Source organism: Cellvibrio sp. ARAG 10.3, assembly GCF_051846955.1.
Taxonomy (GTDB): domain Bacteria; phylum Pseudomonadota; class Gammaproteobacteria; order Pseudomonadales; family Cellvibrionaceae; genus Cellvibrio.
In genome coordinates this window covers 313,095-333,844 of record NZ_JBPYCU010000004.1, presented here as the reverse complement: position 1 = coordinate 333,844, position 20,750 = coordinate 313,095, and the positions used below count along the sequence as shown (strand labels likewise).

The following is a 20,750-nucleotide window of genomic DNA, read 5'->3' as shown; positions in this document are numbered from 1 at the left end:
TCCGTTTGTCATTAGGCCTTTTGTTTCGAAAACGCATGAATACATCCCTGTAGCTCCTTCAAGTCGTCCCTGACTTGAAGGTTTCGAAACAAAAGGCCTAACGCCAAACTTGCATTGTGCAAGCTTCAACCTTTTTCTTTAAATCAAGCCCTGCGACGAAACAACGGCAAAGGCTGGTCTACAGACGCTTGATAATATTCAGTGAAATCATTGAGTGACTTCAACGCAGCTTGCAAATCCGTTTCCGGGTTGCTGAATGCAAATGCATTAACGCCACAGCGGCGTAAGTAGCAAAGTTGATCGCGGATAAAATTACCTACCGCACGCAACTCGCCCGTAAAACCAAAGCGCTCGCGCAGCAAACGCGCAGTAGAAAATGCGCGACCATCCATAAAGGTCGGAAAATTTACCGCAACCAAAGGCAGCGATTGTGCATCTTCGCCGAGTGAGTCGGCTGTTTCGTCGCTATCGAGCCACACGCCGATGTCTGTACGGCTTTGCAGTTGCGCTTTTTGCGCAAGCCACACGGACAGGGGCACGATCACGTGACCGGTAGGAACCGCAACGTCTGTAGCTTCGCCTTCAGGTTTTGGCAGGAGTGTCCAGGTATCCTCGACAATCGCGCCGTCTTTAACTAGCTTTGGCATAAACACGCTCCTTAAAGGGAGTTGCACCGATGCGGCGATAGGTGTCGATAAACAGTTCTTCTTCGGTCCGGTTTTCGACGAATACATCAACCAGCTTCTGGATGACTGACGGCATGTCGTCGGCGCTGAATGACGGACCGAGTACATCGCCCAACGATGCATCATTGCTGGCACTACCGCCCAGCTGAACCTGATAAAACTCTTCGCCTTTTTTATCCACGCCGAGAATACCGATATGGCCCACATGGTGGTGGCCACAGGCGTTCATGCAACCGGAAATATTCAAATCGATATCGCCCAGATCGTAGACGTAATCCATATCGGCAAATTGACGCTGGATGGATTCGGCAATCGGAATGGACTTGGCATTGGCCAATGAGCAGAAATCGCCACCGGGGCAGCAGATGATGTCGGTGATGGTGCCAATATTCGGCGTCGCAAAACCGGCGGCCTTGGCTTTTTGCCACAGGGCAAACAGCTCGGTCTTTTTAACATCGGCCAGGACAATATTTTGCTCGTGGGTGGTGCGGGCTTCGCTGAAGCTGAATTCATCGGCGAGGTTAGCAATGATCTCCAACTGGCTGTCGGTGACATCGCCCGGTGCAACACCGGTAGGCTTCAAGGAGAGGGTGACCGCCGCATAACCGGGCACGCGATGACCGCGCACGTTACGTTGTAACCATTTGCTGAACGCCAGATGCTCGGCGGCGAGTGCATCTACTTCGGCCTGGGCCGCAGCGGCATCGATTGCTTCATAGGGCGGTTCGGTGAAGAAGCTCTTGGCCCGATCAATCTCTGCTTGGGTAAGGGTGTTATTGCTGCCTTTCAGGTGAGCCCATTCGGCTTCCACTTTTTCGGTAAAGACCTCCGGCGTCAGGGCGCGCACCAGGATCTTGATCCGGGCCTTGAATTTGTTGTCGCGTCGACCGAACAGGTTGTAAACCCGCAGTATGGCTTCCAGGTAAGTCAGCAGATGTTCTTGCGGCAAGTACTCACGAATCACACTACCGATTACCGGCGTGCGACCCAGGCCGCCACCCACATAGACTTTAAAGCCGACTTCGCCTGCGTCGTTGAGTACGATCTGCAGCCCGATATCGTGAACCTGTACCGCCGCGCGATCCTGCTGTGATCCGGTCACGGCGATCTTGAATTTGCGTGGCAGGAAAGCAAATTCCGGGTGGAAAGTGGACCATTGGCGAATGATTTCGCAGTAGGGGCGCGGATCGACAATCTCATCTTCAGCAACACCGGCAAACTGGTCTGATGTGGTGTTGCGAATACAGTTACCGCTCGACTGGGTACCGTGCATTTGAACCTCGGCCAATTCCTGGAGAATATCCGGGACTTCGGTCAGGTCGGGCCAGTTAAATTGGATATTCTGGCGGGTGCTGACATGGCAATAGCCCTTGTCGTAATGGCGGGCAATATGGGCTAGGCGGCGTAATTGGGTGGAATTCAACATCCCATAGGGCACGTTGATCCGCAGCATGGGCGCCAGGCGCTGGATGTAAAGACCATTTTGCAGGCGCAGCGGTAAAAACTCTTCCGGTTTTATCTGGCCAGCCAGGAAGCGCTCCGTCTGGTCGCGGAATTGAGCGACGCGCTGGCGCAGGATGGTATGGTCGTACTCGTCGTAAATGTACATAAGGGCTAATACACCGTGCAACAGAGAATAGGTAGCTCACGTACGAGTCTGCAACCTCGGAACGCGGCTAAAAACAGGCGCGCAGCATACACTAAAACACTTTTGACAGCGAGGTATGCAGGCACCCACCGGGTTCATAGTTGGACTCGCGTGGGCAGGCAACATAACAAGCTTTAGTAGACCTTTGAACGAATATTTAACGCTATATACATGCGATTTCGTTATAACTCCGTTATTTAAGTTGCCAATCTTAAAGGATTTATGTTAAGAATCGCGGTCAAGGTCGGATTAACGCTGTTCCGGTCATTCAGTGCGTACAATTTGTGCGTAAACCATAAAAATTCACACTGATATATCAGGAGAATAAAAATAATGAACGAACCCATTGAGTTAGAAGAGCGTAGTGATAGCGTGGCCGATGCCATTGCTGCAGTTGCATTGATTGCTATTTTTGTTGTCGCTTGCGTGTTCTGGGTAAGCGGGCAATAAGTAAAAAGAATTTGTCATCATTCAGATCCCCAAACCCCGAGTATTTCCTCGGGGTTTGTTTTTTGGGCTGGAGCCGGGCTACGTAATATGAACAATACTAAATCGTCCCAAACTGATTTCCACCTGCATAACAGCTTTGTTTTCTGGATTACACGTTTATCGAGTGTGATGAAAGAGCAATTTAACCAGCAGTTACAAAACCAGGATGTCACCTGGCCGCAATGGATGATTCTCAACGTGCTGCACCATCAATTGGCCAAAACCCCGGCGCAAATTGCCGACAATATCGGCGTGGATCGCTCCGCCGTCACGCGGTTGCTGGATCGGTTGGAAGTAAAATCGCTGATTGCGCGTGTACACGACGGCCTGGACCGGCGCTCTATCAGGATCCATATTACCGAGACGGGCCAAAACCTGATTGCCGAACTGAACGATGCCGCAGTGCGTCACCAGGAAGCCTTCTTGCGGGAGCTACATCCGACCGAGATGCGCGCCTTTAAAGGAAATGTGCAAAAGCTACTGCGCGCGGGCGGCGTGGAGACGGCGCAGGCTTGGCGGCATATGTAACGGCGTGGCGAGTTCCTGACTATTTACCTGCTTCACACGTTGGCGAGCACCGCCTTTACAATCAAGATCATTACCACAACAAACACGACGGTAAAAATGATACCGGCAGCGATGTAGGTATAAATATTTCCCCCGGTAAAATCCCGCTCACGATTCTTATTACTCTGCACACCGATAGCGGCGGCCAGGGTGCTGGAGACGATCTGCCAAAACGTGGGTTTCCTGACGGGCTTTTGTTCATCTGTCATCATCTTGCCTGCTATATCTGTGATAGATACATATGGATAGCTATCTGTTATATAAAGTAGCGTGAGTTGCGTGGGCATTACTGTAAAAATGGCCGGTCAGATATTATCATGCCCGACCCACTTTGGTGCGAGTCCTGTGATGTCTGATGATCTGGATGCTTTGGCGATTCTTCCTCCCTGTCACGAGCACATTAGCGTGTTGCACGAAGACGAGGATTTCCTGTTGATCAATAAGCCACACCGTTTATTGAGCGTACCGGGGCGCCATCCGTTGAATCGCGACTCGGTACTTGTGCGTTTGCAGCAGGAGTTTCCGACCGCCAGTATCGTCCATCGACTCGATTTTGATACCTCCGGCATTATGGTAATTCCATTAAACAAACTGGCCTTATCCCACATCAGCAAGCAATTCCAGGCTCGTAGCGTGACTAAACATTACACGGCAGTGGTAGATGGTTTGATAAAAGAAGATGCCGGAAAAATTGATTTGCCTATTGCGGTCGATCCGGATAATCGTCCGCGCTATAAAATTTGCCCGCAGCAGGGAAAATCGTCGGTGACCGAATATCAGGTCATGACACGTGACCCGGCGGCGGGTGCGACGCGGGTGTGGTTGCATCCTATAACCGGCCGGTCACACCAGTTGCGCCTGCATTTACAAGCCATGGGGCACCCCATACTGGGCTGTGAATTTTATGCGGATGCGGTTGTACAACAAAAAGCGGCGCGTTTGTTATTGCACGCGACGGAATTGGTTTTTATACACCCACGCACGGGTGTCGCGGTGAAGGGTTATAGTGCACCACCGTTTTAGCAGCCGCTTCAAAACACGTCCCACCAGTCCGGCAAGAGTTGCCGAACGTCTTGCTGAGCAAAGCGGTCGTCCAGCAGCCACAAATAACCCGTGTCATCTTGCGTGCGAATAACGCGGCCGGCAGCCTGGATGACTTTTTGAATGCCGGGATATAAATAAGCAAACTGATAACCCTGCTGGAAAACCTGTTGTAACCGCTGGCGCAAGTGTTCAGTGACCGGATTGATTTGTGGCAATCCCAAGGTCGCGATAAAAACCCCTTTTAATGCGTCGCCTGGTAAGTCTATTCCTTCACTGAATGCACCACCCAGCACGGCCAATCCCAGGAGATTTTGTTCCCGCGTAAACCGATCAATAAATGCCTCTCGATCTTGTTCACTCATCCGCCGGGATTGTGTGATAAGGGTAACCTCCTGCGTGGACAAGCGTAGCCGCAACGTTTGTTCGACTTGTTGCAAAAATTCATAGCTGGAAAAAAACGCCAGATAATTACCTTTAGCTTCGGCCAACTGCTGCGCAATGATTGCGCAGATGGGTTCAATGGCAGCAGAACGATCACGGTAGCGCGTTGAAATATGCTGCGCAATTTTCACCTGCAATTGTTTAGCGTCAAAGGGGGAGGAAACACTCAGATAAACCGTGTTTTCCGGCAAGCCCAGCAGCTGTCGATAAAAAAAAGCGGGGCGCAAGGTGGCTGAAAAATAACAAGCACAATGCGCATTCGCCAGTTTGCTTGCCAGTAAGCGCGCCGGAATCAGGTTGCGCAGCGTCAGGATCTCTTGCTTCGGTAGGGGGCGCTGCATATCAATGCAATAGTCCTCATCAACCAGCTCCAGTTTTTCCAGATAATTGATCGCATTAAAAAAGAATTCCTGCACCGGTGTGTGTTGCACAGGATGTTCAGGGTGCTGTTGCAAAAATTTTATATAGTCGTTGGTAAAACTGGTCAGCGCCAGATTGAGCTTTTCCGGCGAACCATCAAGCAGGGTGAGTTGGTTGTCATTAAATACCAAGGGTTTCAGCGCTTCGCGCCAAAGCCGATTGATCCGGTCCAGGGATTTCTGAAGGGCTTTAGGCGCGAGACGTTTGGCCGCCAGCAGATCGCTTCGGGCGACGGACGCGCTATACATCTGGCGGGCGCGTTCGATCAGGTTGTGACACTCATCAATGAGCAGATAGGGGTGCCAATCAAACTCCCGCGTTAATCCCTGGAGCAGGGCGCTGGTGTCAAAAAAATAATTAAAATCGGCCACCACAATATCGACCCAGCGGCTCATCTCCATGCCGAGATAATAAGGGCAAATCTGATGGGTGTGGGCCAGCTGTGTCAGGGACTGTTTGGTCAGTAGCGGTAACGCATAGGCAGCCTGGCGAGCGTGAGTTAATTTATCGTAAAAGTCACGGGCAAAAGGACAGCTGTCGCCGGCGCAGCGTTTATCCGGCTCCAGGCAGATTTTTTCCTGGGCCGTCAGTTCCAGTATGCGTAGCGGCGTAGCGGCATTATCCGTCGCGATCAGCTGCAGGTTTTCCAATGCCAGTTGTTTGCCGGTCGTCTTTGCCGTCAGATAAAAAATTTTATCGACCGGCGTTTTGTTGAAGGCTTTGATCGCCGGGAACAGGCTGGCCAGGGTTTTTCCGATGCCGGTGGGCGCTTCCGCCAACAACACTCGACCGGTGGCGGCAGCTTTGTAAACCGATTCGGCCATTTCCCGCTGTGCACCGCGAAACTTGCCATAAGGAAACGCCAGCTGATCAATCCACTGCGCAAGCTGTTGCTGGCGGGTGTTGATCTGTTGTTGCCACTGCCAATAAATATCGGCCAGACGTTTGCCGTATTCCTCCAATTCCTGCCGGGTAAAATGCGCATCCAGGCGATGTTCCTGTTGCTCGCCCAATTCGAAATATACCAGCGCGAGCGTGATGTTCGCCTGTTGATGTGCAGTGCAGAACATCCAGCCATAGAGCTTGGCTTGTGCCCAATGTAATTGGCGATGATTGTCCGGTAGTTTTTCAAACTCACCGTAAAAAGTTTTGATTTCTTCCAGGCAGTTAGTGTGGCTATCGTAGCCATCCGCGCGACCGCGAATCAGCAACCCCTCATGCTGGATTGTCAGGCTGAGCTCCTTTTGATAGTGGCTCGGCCTGCGCAATGCCACTTCCTGATGCCCGGCAATACCTTCCTGCGCACTGGGGCTCGGCGTAAAACGTCGGTCGAGGCTACCGCATTTCGCGGCAAACTCAGCCAGTGCCCTCACAGAAACTGGCTTTAGGTGCGGCGAGAGATAAACCTCATTGCCAACTGACATAGCACACCTCTGCCGGTATTCTCTGTCGGGCAAAAAAATCCAGCCAGCGCAATTGATTATCCTGCAGTCGATCACCGGGACCCTTGATTTCAATCAACCGATAACTTTGCTGGTTCGGAAAAAATTGAATCAGATCCGGCAAGCCGCTTCGGTTAGCCTTGATGTCAAATAGCAACCGCTGAAAGATAGCTTTTAAATGAGCCGCAGGAATACAGCGCAATGCAAGATCCACCAGGGTTTCATCGAGAAATTGCCAGTGAACAAAATGATTGGTGATGCCGAATTTTTGTCGCCATATATCTTTGATATGTTCACTGTGGCGGTTCTGATCCAGTAGTTGCCACAATTGATTAATGCCGGGGCGGTTGGCCAGAAAATCTTCCTGATACATGTCCAGGGGTGCGCCTTGAAATGGATGCGCGAAGGCTCCTTCATGGCTGCGAAACATCTCCGGCCACAACCACAAGCCGAAGAGGCCGTTTAGCAATATATTTTCTGCATAGAAACAGGGCGCCTCGGGTTGGTCAAAATGGACTTGCGCGATGATTTCCACGGTGAAGGGATTGCCTGATTCGTCGATTAACTGTGGCAAGATCAATCGCTGTTCATTAACCGGTTGCGCAATGGGCTTAACAAAAGTGGCGGCGGTTTTTTTTGCCAGTCGCGGCGCCATACGGTGTGCTAATTGCAATTCATGTTCATTGGCCGGTGAGCTGAAAACCTGATTGAGTAGATGCCAGGCTTCGCCAAACTGTCCGCGTTTTTCCAGCAGGCGAATTTGCCGTTCACGGGCGGGCGGTAGCGTCACTTGTTGATACAAATTTAAGGCTGCTTGCCATTCGCCATGACGCTCAAGTTCGTAAGCTACCTGGTTTATCAATTTGGCGCGGCGGCGCTCCATCGCCGGGTTGTCGAATTTTTCCGGCAATGTGGGTAAGAGTTGATGCAATGCGGTGAGGCTATCCACAAGATCGAATTGCTCGCGTAGCAGTATCAGTTGCTGGTACTGCAAGAGTTCGAGTCGATCCCTGAAGAGGCGATGCTGCTTATCAATCGTATATTGCTCGTAGCGGAAGAGCCCTAGATCCTGTAAAACAAACTCAGTCAGATCCTGATAAGGATTACCAAAAAACAACAAGCGCAAGGTATCACTGATGTGCTGTACTTCAAGCTGATAAAGACGATCCAGTGCGTTATTGGTCCACGTTGACCAAGGTACGGTTTCCGGATACCGTTCGATTAATAATTCCACCAGCAGGTCTTTACGTTGATGTTTGTGTGGTTGCAGTGATTCTGCAAATAGTGATAGGAGTTCCGGCTTGGTGACAAGATTGGCCAGTTTGGCAATCGACAAGGGCGCGTCCGGCGTTACCAGTCCATATTGAATTAATTGCTCGGCGGCCTGGGAGGGATTGTTGATCTCAGCGTAGCGCAATTTATCGGCTCGAAACCAGGTGCCTTTACGGCTGAGCATGCGCACCAACAAGCATTGGCTGTCCTGCTCCAGTTGGTGAAAATGATGGATAAACGCAGACTCTTCAGCATTTAACAAATCGCCGTGTTGATCGGCGACCCAGTCCATTACAAAGCGGAAGTTATGCAGATAATAATGCGGTGGAAGTGGCTCAGTCATGAGCGCATTTTACGCCCAGTTTGAAATTTGTGAAACGGTGACGTTATCAATAACTGACCGATTCTATGCAGTATCGTCGTCGCGGTAAGACTGGTCCTCAAATGCAATTAAACAGAAGCCGTGGCCAAAGGGATCGGAAAACGTAACGCATCGCGAGCCGCGCCATTCGATGCATTCGCTTTCCTGCCGCGCACCGGCAGCCCGTGCACGCACCACCGCTTCGTTCAGATTATCTACTACAAAATCAATATGCACGGGGGTCCAATGCCTTGTGTAGTGGCGGTATATACCTGCGTTGTGCGTAGCTTGTGTATGTGCGTCATGTTGTAACAGGTATATTGTCGATGATGTACCGCTCAATTCTGCGATACCTTCATCCAATTGCCGCGTTAACTGGAGTCCCAGTGCATCCTCGTAAAAGTGAATTGCGGGTTCGAGGGTGGGAACATCAATATTTATCAATAATTTCATTGCGTCTGCCCTAAACGTTTAGGGTTTCGAGTGGTTTCCGCAGGATTAATTCACTTCTCACGGGTGTCGTTCTTCGCAATGGTCGAGGACGCTTCTGTATGCCAAACTGGTTCTTATGGGCTATAGTTAATAGCACGATTTTCCATATGACAGGTTGATTCCATGACCCAAAACACCGATGCAGGTACCCCGGTGGACGGTAAAAAGGCAAGGATACTGATTGCCGATGATTCCAAGATCGTCCGGGTAACGGCCAGCAAAATCCTCGCTACCCAGTTTGATGTTGTCCTTGCTGAAGATGGGGAGGAGGCCTGGGAAAAGATTTGCCAGGATACCAGTATTCAGGTGGTCTTCACGGACCTGGGTATGCCCAGGCTCGACGGCTATGGCTTGATCCAGCGCATTCGCCAGGCGGAAGATGAAGGCATTCGCAATCAACCGGTGATTGTCATTACCGGGGCGGCGGAAGAGGAGGGGGTGCGCCGAAAGGTCTTCGAGTTAGGGGCAACGGATTTTATTACCAAGCCCTTCAAGTCCACCGAAATTCTGGCCCGCGCAGAAGCCCATGCCAGTTACCAGCGCGATAAGGAAAGTTTACAAAAGAGTGCAGATATTGATCTGCTGACCGGTACATTAAACCGCCATGGTTTGAACAAACAACTGGAGAAAGACGTATCCTTTGTCAATCGCCACGCAGAGAATATGGCGGTGATTTTATTCGAGTTGGATGATTTCAAGACAATCTATAAAAAAATTGGCGAACAAGCGGCCAATCGTATCATCAAGCAAGCCTCTACTATTTTGCAAAGTGCTATTCGTAAAGAAGATAGCGTCGGCCGTTACGGTGTGGAAAAGTTTTTGATCGTGCTACCGATGGCCAAAGCAGAAGGGGTTATTGTGTTGGCTAAACGCCTGTGCGAGCGTATCAGTGCATTCAAGATGACGGTAGCGGGGGAGCCATTCCCCATCTCCATGTCGGCCGGTATTGCAACGGCCCGCAAGGGGGCGACAATTACCGCGAAGGGGCTCCTGCATTCGGCGGAGCAAGCTTTACTGAATGCCAGGGCGGTAGGTACAGGCGAAGTCCAGATTTTGAAATTGGAAGCCGGTAACGACGAAGACGCATCGGTTATTGTTTCTGTCGATAACCTGCTCGACGCTATCAATAAAGGTAAGACAGACATTTCTCCTGACGAGCTGGACGCAGCAATCGAACGCTTGAAACCTTTAATAGCATTGATGAACGAGAACCAACAAAGAAGTCTCTGTAGGTCGGATTAGCGCAGCGTAATCCGACACACAACGCCAACACAGGTAAGTTTCTTTTACAACCAACCTTTCTGCCGCGCAATCCGCGCGGCATCTACCCGATTGGCAGCATTAAGTTTTGCAATAGCTTCCGATAAATAATTTCTCACCGTACCTTCGGACAAACACAGTGTAGTGGCAATCTCCGCCGTGCTTTTTCCTTCTGCCGCCAGACGCAATGCACGCCGTTCTTTATCATTGAGCGGGTCGACTTCCCCCAGGGCCATCATTGCCAGTTCACCATCGATAACACGCTTGCCTTCCATCACGCGATATATCGCCTGGATGAGCTCAGCGGAGGGTGCGTCTTTTAACAGGAAACCTGACACACCCATATCAATGGCGCGACGAATGTAACCCGCCCGACCGAAGGTGGTGATGATAATAATTTTGGTTTTGGTATGTTGCTGCTGTAACCACTGCGCCAGCTCAAGCCCGGAGCGCCCCGGCATTTCGATATCGCTGAGTAACACATCAAACGTTTGCTGACGCAAGTGTTGCAAAGCCTGATCGCCATTTTCGGCTTCAGTGATATGAAAACCCGGTTCCATCCCCAGAAGAGCGGCGAGCGCGCCGCGCACCATAGCCTGGTCTTCGGCAAGTAAAATATTCATGCGGTTTGACCTGCAAACGAAAGATTTTCTGAGGGCAAGGTAATGGTGAAGCAACTGCGCTCCTGTAAATCAATGGTCAAGCTGCCGGCCAAGGCATGCAATCGTTCACGAATACCACGCAGCCCGTTGCCTTCCGCCAATGAATCCACTTTCCCGTTGTCGCAAAGCGTCACCACAAGACGGTCTTCCGTGTGAGCAAAATGTAATGTGCATTGGCTGCCCTGACTGTGGCGCAGCACATTTGTGGTGAGTTCTTTTAATGCCAAAATCAAGGCCGTTTCGGCACGGGCGCTCAATTGCGGCAGCTCACCTTCCAATTCCACCATAAAATGATTTTCCCGTAGCTGTTCGCACAATTGTACAACCTCGCCAGCAAGGCCGCGGTGTTTATAACCGGATACGGTTTGTCGTACCAGGCTTAATGTATCCCGGGCAATTTTATTCAGTTCTGTCAGGTGCTGTTCACCCTCCGTGTATTTTTCCTGCTTGAGGAGTTTTTCGGCCAGCTCGGCTTTGAGTGCGATACTGGACAGCGTGTGCCCTAATAAATCGTGTAAATCCCGCGCGATGCGTTCCCGTTCAGCGATCATCGCCAGCTGGCGAATTTCCAGATGGCTTTGTTGTTCTTTAAGTCTGGTGCGTTGGCGAAATTGTTCAATAACACCGACGCAGCCTACTGCAATCGCCCCGGTCAATGCCGGAAAAACGAAGTAGGGAACAGGATATTGATAATAGAGTTGTAAGCCCAGAATAATAAGACCTGTTGCGGCAAACCACAGGATCAATTGCCGGGTCGGAAAATACAAACCGATGAAGAAGCAGGCATAAGTCAAAAACGTACTCGAGCCGGGAGTTACCCGAGTAACCAGCACGGCAAGTAATAACAATGACCCAATAGGCAGCCAGACCCGTTGTGGCCGCGTGTTGGTGATAGTAACGCACAACACAATAAAAAGAACATAAGCGCCAATCATGATTGAGTGTTTGAACCAATCGAACGGCGTATAAAAAACAGGAATAAAATAGTAAAGACTAAAGACCCACCAAACCCATCCGTAGCGATGGAATTCAGCGCTATCACACAGTTTTTTATCAAATGTTGAGGGATTACGGGTATCCATCGCCCTGGCCTTTATTGTGAATAGAGGTTTGTATCTGGTATTGCTAACCTAATGAAGGCTATTGTGGCCGAGCAACAGATAAGGGGCAATGTCAGTCGTCATTAAAGTTGGATGACAATTGTCATTTTTAAATGCGTGGCAGAAAAGGCGGGGCGATGAGCAGCGGTAATGTAAAAAGAGCCGCTACAGTCTGGGGCTGCTATAACTGTAGCGACCACAAGAGGGCGTGAAGTCAGGAATAAATCAAAAGCGTGCAGCGTTCGGTGGGAGAGCTAATACACCGAAGAGATCCGTACGGTGGGTTCTGCCACTTGCCAACCGCCGCCCAGGGCTTTGTATACTGCAATCAGATTGAGTAACAGCTGGGTTTCGCTTTGGGCCAGCCGCGCGTTGATATCCAGTTGGGAACGCTCGGCATCCAACACGCTGAGAAAATCGCTGCTGCCGATTTCAAAGCGCTGCCGGGCAAAACGCGCCGCGCGGGTGCTGGCCTGTGCGGCTTCCTGTAAGCGTAAACGCCGATCTTCCTCACGACTGAAGTTTTGTAAGGCATTGTCCGTTTCTTCCAGCGCGCGCAAGACACTTTGTTCAAATTCGGCCAGGCGTGCCTGGGTGCGTGCATCGGCTGCATCGATCTGTGACTGGACGCGCCCCAGATTAAAAGCGGCCCAACGAATCGACGGCGCAAAGGTGAAGGTTTCCGTCGGTTCTTCGCCGAGGCGCGACCAATCGCTCGAGAGGTAACCAATGTTGCCGTTGAGCGTGATACGCGGATACAAGTCGGCTACACGCACATTATATTCCGCGACCGCACCGCTCAACGCCTGTTCAGCGCGTTGAATATCCGGGCGCCGTTTTAGCAGCTCCACTGGATTGCCTACGGCTATCGCAACCGGTAAGGAGGGCAGGGATTGCGGCTGCGCGAGTTGTGCCTTCAAGGCCGCAGTAGGCTGATTGGTTAATACGCCGAGACGGTTAAGCGCAACATTGATCTGTGCCTGAAAACCGGGAATGCTTGAACGCGTCAATTCCAATTGTGCTTGTGCCCGGGAAATATCCAGTTGATCCGCACGACCGACATCAGCAAAGCTTTGCGTTAATTGAAACGTCTCCGCTTGGTTGCGCGCATTACCTTCAGCCACCCCTAACAGATATTGATTACCGCGCAGGGTGATATAAGCACTGGCAACCTCGGCCGCCACACTGACTTGTGCGGCATGCAGATCAGCCTGCCGTGCACGTAGTTGTGCGCGGCTCAATTTGACCTGGTTATTGATGCGCCCAAACAAATCCAATTCCCAACTTGCATCGAAACCGGCTTGATAGGTTTCATTGATGCGTTGGCCCTCAATGGGCACACGTTCAGTGCTCAATTTTTGTCGCGTGCTGTTAACCTCAGCCTCCACAGTGGGAAACCAGTCATAACGACTGTTGCGCAACAGCGCGCGCGACTCATCCAGCGATGCTTGCGCAATCTGGATATTGTGGTTGTGCAGCAGCGCGTTTTGAATTAATTGATTGAGTTCAGCATCCTGCAATTGAGCCCACCAATCGACTACTGGCTTCTCGCTGTTAAACCGGCCTTCCAGAGAAAATGCATCGGCCGTTTCCGGCAGGCGTGCAGCTGTTGACGCCTCTTCAACACTTTTATAACTGCTGCAAGCGCTGATCAACAGTGGCAGGGCGAGAAGCCCTGCGCTGAGTAGTTTTTTTGAAAAAATCATGCGTGAATCTCCGTTTTGGGTGCGGCAGGTAAGTGCGCATCAGTGAGCTCCTTGCCTTCAATCAGGTAACTGCGATTGCCCTCCAGGCGGCGCAGCAAGACATAAAAGATGGGCGTAAAGAACAGGCCAAAGAAGGTCACACCCAGCATGCCCGAGAACACGGCAATACCCATCACATTACGCATCTCGGCGCCGGCGCCGCTGGAGAACACCATGGGCAATACTCCCATGATGAAAGCAAACGATGTCATCAGGATCGGGCGCAAACGCATCCGGCTGGCGGTGATGGCGGCCTGATAGGTTTCCATACCGCGTTGTTCCAGTTCCCGCGCAAATTCCACAATCAGGATAGCGTTTTTACTGGCTAGGCCCGCCAATACAAACAAGCTGATCTGCGTAAAGATATTGTTGTCCCCATTGGTTACCCACACGCCGAATAACGCCGCGAGGATGGATAAAGGCACGATCGAAATCACCACCAGGGGTAAGGCCAGGCTTTCATACTGGGCAGCCAGTACCAGGAACACCAGTAACAAACACAGCGGGAAAATAATCACAGCCGTGTTGCCCGCCAGCACTTGTTGGTAGGTCAGGTCCGTCCACTCAAACACCATGCCCGGCGGTAAGGTTTCTGCAAGAATTTCGCTGATTGCATCCTGCGCCTGACCGCTGGAGTAACCCGGTGCTGCGTTACCATTTAAGTCAGCAGCGAGATACCCGTTGTAATGCGTGGCACTTTCCGGGCCGTAACTTTCTTCCATGCGCAATACAGAACCCAGCGGCACCATATCGCCGTTGACGTTGCGCACTTTTAAATTCAGCGCATCACTCGCGGTATTGCGAAACTCTGCGTCCGCTTGCGCAATTACCTGATAAGTGCGACCGAACTGATTGAAGTCATTGACGTATAGCGAACCGAGATAAACCTGCATGGTGTCAAACACGTCTTTCACGTTCAGGCCCAACTGTTTGGCTTTCGTACGATCCACATCCGCATAAAGTTGGGGCACGTTGATCTTGTAGTTGGAGTACACACCGGTCAGTTCCGGTCTTTGCCAGGCTTTTTGTTGTACCTGTGCGACGACCTCGGCGAGCTTTTCGTAACCCAAACCGGCACGATCTTCGATTTGTAATTTAAAGCCGCCGGTGGTGCCCAAGCCGCGCACTGGTGGTGGTGGAAAGATCGCAATGAACGCTTCTTCAATACCGGCATATTTCATCTGCAGTTTTTGCGCAATAGCACTGGCAGACAGCTCGTCGCCTTCACGTTGATCAAACGGATCGAGGGTTAAAAACACGATGCCGGCGCTGGAACTGTTGGTAAAACCATTGATGCTCAAACCGGGGAATTGCACTGCTGCCTCCACACCAGCTTCCGCCAAACCGATCTCGCCCATTTCACGAATAACCGCCTGGGTGCGATCCAGTGTGGCACCGTCCGGTAGCTGGGCAAAACCGATCAGGTATTGTTTGTCCTGCGGCGGCACAAAGCCTTTTGGAATCGTATTAAAACCCACACCAATAATACCCAGCAGGAGCACGTACACGCCGACGGTCAAACCCTTGCGACCCAACAATTTACCGATGCTGGTGGAGTAGCTGCCGGAGCTCCGGGTAAAGCTGCGATTAAACCAGCCAAAGAAGCGGCCGAATATTTTATCCATGATGCGCGTCAAGCGATCCTTGGGGGCATCGTGACTTTTCAGCAACAGTGCCGCCAACGCCGGGCTGAGCGTTAACGAGTTGATCGCCGAGATAACGGTGGAGATCGCAATGGTCAGCGCGAATTGTTTATAGAATTGCCCCGTCAAACCGCTGACAAACGCAATGGGCACAAACACGGCGACCAGGGTTAACGAAATTGCAATAATCGGCCCACTCACTTCCTGCATGGCTTTGTAGGTGGCGGCCAGTGGTGATAGTCCTTCTTCAATGTTCCGCTCAACGTTTTCCACCACCACAATCGCATCATCCACTACGATACCGATGGCTAACACCAGGCCGAATAACGACAAGGTATTAATGGAAAAGCCAAACGCCCACATCAATGCAAAGGTTCCGACAATTGATACCGGAACGGCAAGCAGTGGAATAATGGACGCGCGCCAGGTTTGCAGGAACACGACGACGACAATAACAACCAACGCCAATGCTTCAAGCAATGTTTTGATAACTGACTTGATGGAGTCTTTTACGAAGATGGTCGGGTCGTACACGACTTCGTAATCTACCCCGGCAGGGAAACGTTGTTTCAGTTCCGCCATGGTGGCGCGTACCGCATCGGAAATCTGGATCGCATTCGCACCGGGCGATTGGAAGATGGGAATAGCCACTGCCGGTTGATTATCCAGCATGGAATTCAAGGCGAATTCAGCCGGGCCGAGTTCAACCCGCGCTACATCTTTCAGGCGAGTGATTTCGCCGTTAGCGCCGGCGCGGATGACAATATCGCCGAACTCTTCCGGCGTTTCCAGCCGTCCTTTGGCATTCACCGGCAGCTGCACTTCAATGGCGCTGCTGATAGGAGCACCGCCGATAATACCGGCGGCTACTTGCACGTTTTGTTCGCGAATAGCGTTGGTGACGTCATTAGCCGTAAGATTGCGCTCAGCAATTTTTTCCGGATTCAACCAGATGCGCATTGCGTAGTCCCCTGAACCGAATAGCCGCACCATGCCCACGCCAGTTACTTTGGCCAACTCGTCCTTGATATTCATCACTGCATAGTTACGTAAATACAATTCATCGTAGCTTTTGTCCGGTGAAATCAAGTGCACAACCATGGTCAGGTCGGGTGAGCTTTTAACCACAGTCACACCGGTTTGCCGCGTGACATCCGGCAAACGCGGTAAGGCTTGCGACACGCGGTTTTGTACCATTTGCTGCGCAAGGTCCGGGTCCGTACCGATCTTGAAAGTGACAGTCAGGGTCATGCGGCCATCGGTAGTTGCCTGCGAGAACATATAGATCATGTTCTCCACGCCGCTCAGTTGCTCTTCCAGCGGGCGCGCAACGGTTTCCGCAATCACCTTCGGGTTTGCGCCGGGATAGGACGCATTAACCACCACCGATGGCGGTGAAACCTCGGGGTATTCGGATATAGGCAGTTGAAACATGGCGAGCAACCCTGCAATAAAAATCAGCAGCGAGATGACGCCAGCAAAGATGGGTCGATCAACAAAAAATCGGGAAATATTCATAGCATTCCTGCTCGTTGTGTTGCTGGCGTGCAGCGATGAAAAAGTCAATAAGGATTAATGAACGGCGACCTGATTCAGCGTCGATACATGAACCGGGTTCACCACTGCACTGGGGCGCAGATGTGACAAACTGTTTACGGCAATACGCTCGCCCGCATTGACACCTCTGACGACCACGCGGTGGGCTTGGTAATGATCACCTAAAACAACTTCGCGATAATTCACAGTGTTGTTTTGATCAATAACGTAAACAAATTTTTTGTCCTGGTTGGTGCCGATGGCGCGATCAGGAACGAGCAGCGCATCACTGGTCTGGGCGGAACCCAAACGCACATTGGCATACATCCCCGGGGTTAATGCGCCGTCAGTGTTTTCGAAAATAGCGCGGGCGCGAATGGTGCCGCTGGAGGTATCCAGGCGGTTATCAAACGCGTGAATATGCCCCTGATAGGTCACGCTGTCGTCTACCGCCAGGGTTAATTCAACGGGCATAGCCTGTGGATCTTGGCTGGTGCGCATGGTTTGGATATAAGTCTGTTCATTTACGTTGAACTCCGCGTAGAGCCGATCATCCGCCACAATCGCAGTGAGCACTGGCGCATTCGCGCCTGCTTCAACCACGTTCCCGACGGTCAATTCCGCACGTCCGACACGACCGCTGATAGGCGCAGTGATATGTGCATACTCAAGGTTCAGTTTTGCCTGGCTGAGTGCACTTTCTGCTTCCAGTACTGCCGCTTGTGCGACCTGGCTATCGCTGAGGGCAGCATCAAACACGCTTTGGGAAACCAGCTTGGACGCAACCAATTGTTGCGCGCGTTTCAGCTCATCTTCCGCCAGCTTGGCCCTGGAACGAGCAGTGGCCAGCTGAGCTTCGGCGCGCTTTAGCGTGGCTTGATGGGGACGGGGATCAATCACAAACAAGGGGTCCCCGCGCTTGACCACTTGGCCCTCTTCAAACAGAACCTGGTGAATCGTGCCACTGACCAGCGGTTTGATAGCGGCGCTGTCTACAGCGGAGAGGCGTCCGGAGAAGTGGGTCCAGACCCTGATTTCCTGAGGCTCTAGGGTGGTTACCTCGACGGCGGGCGCTGCTGGCGCTGCTGGTGCAGTTTCGTCTTCAGCGTTGGCGCTACCGATAAAGTAGGCTCCGGCCGTAGCGAGTAACGCGGCCAGTATGAGTTTGTAAGCATGTTGCGGAACAACGGTGGTGAGAGCTGAGCGCATGGTGAAGCTCCTGTTCAAGATAAAAGATAGGATGCGATAAGTATGGCCAAGCATCGGAATCTGGCTTCCAATGCGATGTTGGGCGGATAATACATACCGGTCGGTATGTTCGTCAACGGGGAAGATAAAGTTTTTTGAGAAGCTGCTTTTTGGGTCGCTGCGCCGCGAAAGGGATCTTTTTGAGGCATGGGGCTGTCTATACTGACAAGTTATTGCCAAGTTACTGATAAGACGGTAGCTTTGAGCCCATTAAATAGCCGGTCGGCATCATAACAAATTTGCATTCATACCGGTCGGTATTTACACTGCGTAAAGTTTGCACACCTGTGCCCTGAAGAGAGAAGCTGACATGTCCACTCAAGATACCCGCACCCGCTTGCTGGAAACCGCACTGGAACTGATTTGGCAGAGTAATTACAACTCGGTTGGTGTTAACGAGATTTGTAAACAGGCGGGGGTAACCAAGGGCGGCTTCTATCACCACTTTGAATCCAAGGCGAGCCTCTTCTGCGAGGCGAGTGAATATTACTGGAATGCCGTGAAGCGCGACCTGGATACGCTGCTTTCACCGGTTAATACGCCCCTTGAGCAACTGGAAAATCTGATTAACTTTATCTTCATCACCAAATTTGGGCACGATGCAGACAATATTCCCGGCTGTCCTTTCTTCAGCGCTGGCGCGCAAACCGGCTGTGGAGAAGAGGCGGTGAATGAGAGTTTGTTGAGCATGTCCAAAAATGGCGTGAAGTATAATCTTGCCCTGGTGCGGTCCCTATACGCAGCGGGCTATCTTGAGGGCGACGTGGACGCAGAGCGGGTGGCGCGCCTGATGAATCAGTACATCCAGGGCGCAGTGAGCTTTGCCAGGGTTAACCGGTGTATGGAAACCATCAAACGCGACGTGCCAGAAGGCCTGTACCGTATCCTCGGATTGAAACGCGAATATTGGTTCAAGACTGCCTCAACCTGGCCCACCGTGTGTGAAAAAGCTGCCGCCAAGGCCTAAACGGCTGTCCGCCGTCTTTTTTGTTGCCGCCATAAAGCGATTTTCTCGCCCACTTCAGCTTTTTTCTTTTCTTATCGCTACAAAGTCACAGCCGGGTGCTAAAATCGCGCCCCGGTCGGTATGCTCGGTTGGGTAGCTGAGTTAAATATCCGTTCATGATTAATTCGCACTGTTACCATGGGGACATTGAATGGAACGTTTCATTGAAAAATCTATTTATCGCTCGCGTTGGGTGTTGGCACCAATCTATCTCGGCTTAAGTCTAGCGGTCATCGCTCTGGGTATTAAGTTTTTCGAAGAAATTTTTCATTTGTTATTTGAAATTTTTTCCCTTTCGGAAGCCGAAATGATACTGAAGATCCTGTCTTTAGTTGACTTGGCGATGGTGGGTGGATTGCTCATTATGGTCATGATGAGCGGCTATGAGAATTTCGTTTCGCGTCTGGATGTTGAAGATGGTGAGGAAAAACTCAATTGGCTTGGCACGATGGATTCTTCGTCACTGAAAGCAAAAATTGCGGCGAGTATTGTTGCGATATCCTCTATTCATCTGTTGAAGAAGTTTATGGAAGTCGAGTCGGTGAATGTTGAGCATTTAATGTGGTATGTGATTATTCACATGACGTTTGTACTATCCGCTTTTTTAATGGGTTATTTAGATACAAAAATAAAAGGCAAATAGTGGGTGCAATTTATGAAAACAATAATTCCATTATTTGCTTTCTTCTTTGTGGCTTTTTGTATGGCTGCTTGTACTACTAATGGCAACCGTGATGTTGTTCAATCGTCGGAAAAATTGCTACGTTTATCCTATGCCAGCCAGGCCGATAATAAGCCGCGGGAATATTTTGTTTATCTACCGCGCGGTTATGCTGATCAGCCTCAAAAACAATGGCCGGTTTTATTTTTTCTGCACGGTAATGGCGAACGTGGAAATGGTCTGGATGAATTGGATTATGTTCTGATTCACGGCCCACTGTATGAAGCCTGGATTCAGAAAAAAGAGTTGCCCTTTATCATTATTGCTCCACAGCTGCATATGTTCGGCATGGGTAAAGTGGACTACATTGCCAACCGCACGCGGGCCCAAATTCCGCAACGCCTTGCAGAGGGCGTGCCGCCACGAGGCAACTTTATTCCCATCAGCGGTCCTATGGCGGCAGGTACTGAAATTACTGATATGAGTGAGGTCCCGGCATTGTTGCCGGACGGCTGGGACCGTGTTGAGCAGGATTTGTTGGGCATGCTGGATCGGGTTAACGCTGATTATCGTACCGATCAACGGCGAATTTATTTATCCGGTTTGAGCTATGGCGGGTTTGGCACCTGGTATATGGCCAGCAAGCATCCCGAAAAATTCGCTGCCATTGCACCGGTCGTAGGCTGGGGCCACCCGGATTTGATGCCTTCCATAGCCGCCGCAAAATTGCCGGTGTGGCTATTCGCTGCTGGTCGCGACACAGCCGTTCGCAAACCGTATTTCTATGCCGGTATTAACACACTTGAACAGCTTAGTGATGCAGAAGTCCGCTTCACCGTTCATGAAGACATGCCCCACGATGCCTGGCGCCGCATCTACGCTGGTGACGATCTCTATAATTGGCTGTTAAGCCACGCGCTCCCACGCTAACCGACGTTCCCGATCCGCCCCCGGATCGGGAACCCGACTCTCATCGCACCTCCTAACTTTTCCCCTTCTTCCCTCTTTACAAGCAAAATTTAAAAGC

The 20,750-nt window shown here is 51.2% G+C and carries 17 protein-coding genes; 6 read left to right on the top strand and 11 right to left on the bottom strand.

Annotated features, from left to right (window positions below; translation table 11 throughout):
* Window positions 1-143: 143 nt before the first annotated feature.
* The gene (locus ACSV5M_RS07835) at window positions 144-647 is read right to left on the bottom strand and encodes a DUF934 domain-containing protein (RefSeq protein WP_439175233.1); all 504 of its coding nucleotides are present in this window, start codon (window positions 645-647) and stop codon (window positions 144-146) included.
* The gene (locus ACSV5M_RS07830) at window positions 631-2,295 is read right to left on the bottom strand and encodes a nitrite/sulfite reductase (protein WP_439175231.1); all 1,665 of its coding nucleotides are present in this window, start codon (window positions 2,293-2,295) and stop codon (window positions 631-633) included. Before ACSV5M_RS07830 ends, ACSV5M_RS07835 begins: the two co-directional genes overlap by 17 nt.
* A gap of 576 nt (window positions 2,296-2,871) precedes the next feature.
* Here ACSV5M_RS07830 and ACSV5M_RS07825 point away from each other — a divergent pair.
* Window positions 2,872-3,351, top strand: a complete 480-nt coding sequence (locus ACSV5M_RS07825) for a MarR family winged helix-turn-helix transcriptional regulator (protein ID WP_439175229.1) — start codon at window positions 2,872-2,874, stop codon at window positions 3,349-3,351.
* Window positions 3,352-3,383: 32 nt separating this feature from the next.
* Here ACSV5M_RS07825 and ACSV5M_RS07820 read toward each other — a convergent pair whose 3' ends face one another.
* Window positions 3,384-3,602 carry a DUF2970 domain-containing protein gene (locus tag ACSV5M_RS07820; RefSeq protein WP_439175226.1) on the bottom strand — a complete coding sequence of 73 codons (219 nt, stop codon included), beginning with the start codon at window positions 3,600-3,602 and terminating at the stop codon, window positions 3,384-3,386.
* A gap of 136 nt (window positions 3,603-3,738) precedes the next feature.
* Here ACSV5M_RS07820 and ACSV5M_RS07815 point away from each other — a divergent pair, with 136 nt between their 5' ends.
* Window positions 3,739-4,413 carry an RluA family pseudouridine synthase gene (locus ACSV5M_RS07815; protein WP_439175223.1) on the top strand — a complete coding sequence of 225 codons (675 nt, stop codon included), beginning with the start codon at window positions 3,739-3,741 and terminating at the stop codon, window positions 4,411-4,413.
* A gap of 8 nt (window positions 4,414-4,421) precedes the next feature.
* Here ACSV5M_RS07815 and ACSV5M_RS07810 read toward each other — a convergent pair whose 3' ends face one another.
* The 3 genes from ACSV5M_RS07810 to ACSV5M_RS07800 form a co-directional block, all read right to left on the bottom strand.
* Entirely contained in the window at window positions 4,422-6,719 is a 2,298-nt protein-coding gene (locus ACSV5M_RS07810; protein WP_439175221.1) for a helicase C-terminal domain-containing protein, read from the bottom strand.
* The gene (locus ACSV5M_RS07805; protein WP_439175219.1) at window positions 6,703-8,352 is read right to left on the bottom strand and encodes a VRR-NUC domain-containing protein; all 1,650 of its coding nucleotides are present in this window, start codon (window positions 8,350-8,352) and stop codon (window positions 6,703-6,705) included. The genes ACSV5M_RS07810 and ACSV5M_RS07805 overlap by 17 nt, the downstream gene beginning before the upstream one ends.
* Window positions 8,353-8,415: 63 nt before the next feature.
* Window positions 8,416-8,823, bottom strand: coding sequence for a VOC family protein (locus ACSV5M_RS07800; protein WP_439175217.1), 408 nt, complete (start codon window positions 8,821-8,823; stop codon window positions 8,416-8,418).
* Between the two features lie 162 nt (window positions 8,824-8,985).
* On the opposite strand from ACSV5M_RS07800, the gene ACSV5M_RS07795 reads away from it, so the two are divergent.
* Entirely contained in the window at window positions 8,986-10,104 is a 1,119-nt protein-coding gene (locus ACSV5M_RS07795; protein WP_439175215.1) for a GGDEF domain-containing response regulator, read from the top strand.
* Window positions 10,105-10,148: 44 nt separating this feature from the next.
* On the opposite strand, the gene ACSV5M_RS07790 is transcribed toward ACSV5M_RS07795, so the two are convergent.
* The 5 genes from ACSV5M_RS07790 to ACSV5M_RS07770 form a co-directional block, all read right to left on the bottom strand.
* Window positions 10,149-10,745, bottom strand: coding sequence for a response regulator transcription factor (locus tag ACSV5M_RS07790; protein WP_439175213.1), 597 nt, complete (start codon window positions 10,743-10,745; stop codon window positions 10,149-10,151).
* Window positions 10,742-11,866: a sensor histidine kinase gene (locus tag ACSV5M_RS07785; protein WP_439175211.1), complete on the bottom strand. Its 1,125-nt coding sequence runs from the start codon at window positions 11,864-11,866 to the stop codon at window positions 10,742-10,744. The genes ACSV5M_RS07790 and ACSV5M_RS07785 overlap by 4 nt, the downstream gene beginning before the upstream one ends.
* 272 nt (window positions 11,867-12,138) lie before the next feature.
* Complete coding sequence (locus ACSV5M_RS07780) at window positions 12,139-13,590, bottom strand: efflux transporter outer membrane subunit (protein WP_439175209.1); 1,452 nt, start codon at window positions 13,588-13,590, stop codon at window positions 12,139-12,141.
* Complete coding sequence (locus ACSV5M_RS07775; protein ID WP_439175206.1) at window positions 13,587-16,790, bottom strand: efflux RND transporter permease subunit; 3,204 nt, start codon at window positions 16,788-16,790, stop codon at window positions 13,587-13,589. Before ACSV5M_RS07775 ends, ACSV5M_RS07780 begins: the two co-directional genes overlap by 4 nt.
* Window positions 16,791-16,844: 54 nt before the next feature.
* Entirely contained in the window at window positions 16,845-18,017 is a 1,173-nt protein-coding gene (locus tag ACSV5M_RS07770) for an efflux RND transporter periplasmic adaptor subunit (protein WP_439175204.1), read from the bottom strand.
* A gap of 349 nt (window positions 18,018-18,366) precedes the next feature.
* On the opposite strand from ACSV5M_RS07770, the gene ACSV5M_RS07765 reads away from it, so the two are divergent.
* The 3 genes from ACSV5M_RS07765 (at window position 18,367) to ACSV5M_RS07755 (ending at window position 20,653) form a co-directional block, all read left to right on the top strand.
* The gene (locus ACSV5M_RS07765; protein WP_439175201.1) at window positions 18,367-19,023 is read left to right on the top strand and encodes a TetR/AcrR family transcriptional regulator; all 657 of its coding nucleotides are present in this window, start codon (window positions 18,367-18,369) and stop codon (window positions 19,021-19,023) included.
* 190 nt (window positions 19,024-19,213) lie between these two features.
* The gene (locus tag ACSV5M_RS07760; protein ID WP_439175198.1) at window positions 19,214-19,705 is read left to right on the top strand and encodes a TIGR00645 family protein; all 492 of its coding nucleotides are present in this window, start codon (window positions 19,214-19,216) and stop codon (window positions 19,703-19,705) included.
* A 12-nt stretch (window positions 19,706-19,717) separates the two neighbouring features.
* On the top strand, window positions 19,718-20,653 hold the full coding sequence (locus tag ACSV5M_RS07755) for a prolyl oligopeptidase family serine peptidase (RefSeq protein ID WP_439175196.1): 936 nt from the start codon (window positions 19,718-19,720) through the stop codon (window positions 20,651-20,653).
* Window positions 20,654-20,750: the final 97 nt, after the last annotated feature.

Excerpts from the sequence above, each read along its gene's own strand:
- ACSV5M_RS07835 (WP_439175233.1), bottom strand. The coding sequence starts at position 647 with ATGCCAAAGCTAGTTAAAGACGGCGCGATTGTCGAGGATACCTGGACA.
- ACSV5M_RS07830 (WP_439175231.1), bottom strand. The coding sequence starts at position 2,295 with ATGTACATTTACGACGAGTACGACCATACCATCCTGCGCCAGCGCGTC.
- ACSV5M_RS07825 (WP_439175229.1), top strand. The coding sequence starts at position 2,872 with ATGAACAATACTAAATCGTCCCAAACTGATTTCCACCTGCATAACAGC.
- ACSV5M_RS07820 (WP_439175226.1), bottom strand. The coding sequence starts at position 3,602 with ATGATGACAGATGAACAAAAGCCCGTCAGGAAACCCACGTTTTGGCAG.
- ACSV5M_RS07815 (WP_439175223.1), top strand. The coding sequence starts at position 3,739 with ATGTCTGATGATCTGGATGCTTTGGCGATTCTTCCTCCCTGTCACGAG.
- ACSV5M_RS07810 (WP_439175221.1), bottom strand. The coding sequence starts at position 6,719 with ATGTCAGTTGGCAATGAGGTTTATCTCTCGCCGCACCTAAAGCCAGTT.
- ACSV5M_RS07805 (WP_439175219.1), bottom strand. The coding sequence starts at position 8,352 with ATGACTGAGCCACTTCCACCGCATTATTATCTGCATAACTTCCGCTTT.
- ACSV5M_RS07800 (WP_439175217.1), bottom strand. The coding sequence starts at position 8,823 with ATGAAATTATTGATAAATATTGATGTTCCCACCCTCGAACCCGCAATT.
- ACSV5M_RS07795 (WP_439175215.1), top strand. The coding sequence starts at position 8,986 with ATGACCCAAAACACCGATGCAGGTACCCCGGTGGACGGTAAAAAGGCA.
- ACSV5M_RS07790 (WP_439175213.1), bottom strand. The coding sequence starts at position 10,745 with ATGAATATTTTACTTGCCGAAGACCAGGCTATGGTGCGCGGCGCGCTC.
- ACSV5M_RS07785 (WP_439175211.1), bottom strand. The coding sequence starts at position 11,866 with ATGGATACCCGTAATCCCTCAACATTTGATAAAAAACTGTGTGATAGC.
- ACSV5M_RS07780 (WP_439175209.1), bottom strand. The coding sequence starts at position 13,590 with ATGATTTTTTCAAAAAAACTACTCAGCGCAGGGCTTCTCGCCCTGCCA.
- ACSV5M_RS07775 (WP_439175206.1), bottom strand. The coding sequence starts at position 16,790 with ATGAATATTTCCCGATTTTTTGTTGATCGACCCATCTTTGCTGGCGTC.
- ACSV5M_RS07770 (WP_439175204.1), bottom strand. The coding sequence starts at position 18,017 with ATGCGCTCAGCTCTCACCACCGTTGTTCCGCAACATGCTTACAAACTC.
- ACSV5M_RS07765 (WP_439175201.1), top strand. The coding sequence starts at position 18,367 with ATGTCCACTCAAGATACCCGCACCCGCTTGCTGGAAACCGCACTGGAA.
- ACSV5M_RS07760 (WP_439175198.1), top strand. The coding sequence starts at position 19,214 with ATGGAACGTTTCATTGAAAAATCTATTTATCGCTCGCGTTGGGTGTTG.
- ACSV5M_RS07755 (WP_439175196.1), top strand. The coding sequence starts at position 19,718 with ATGAAAACAATAATTCCATTATTTGCTTTCTTCTTTGTGGCTTTTTGT.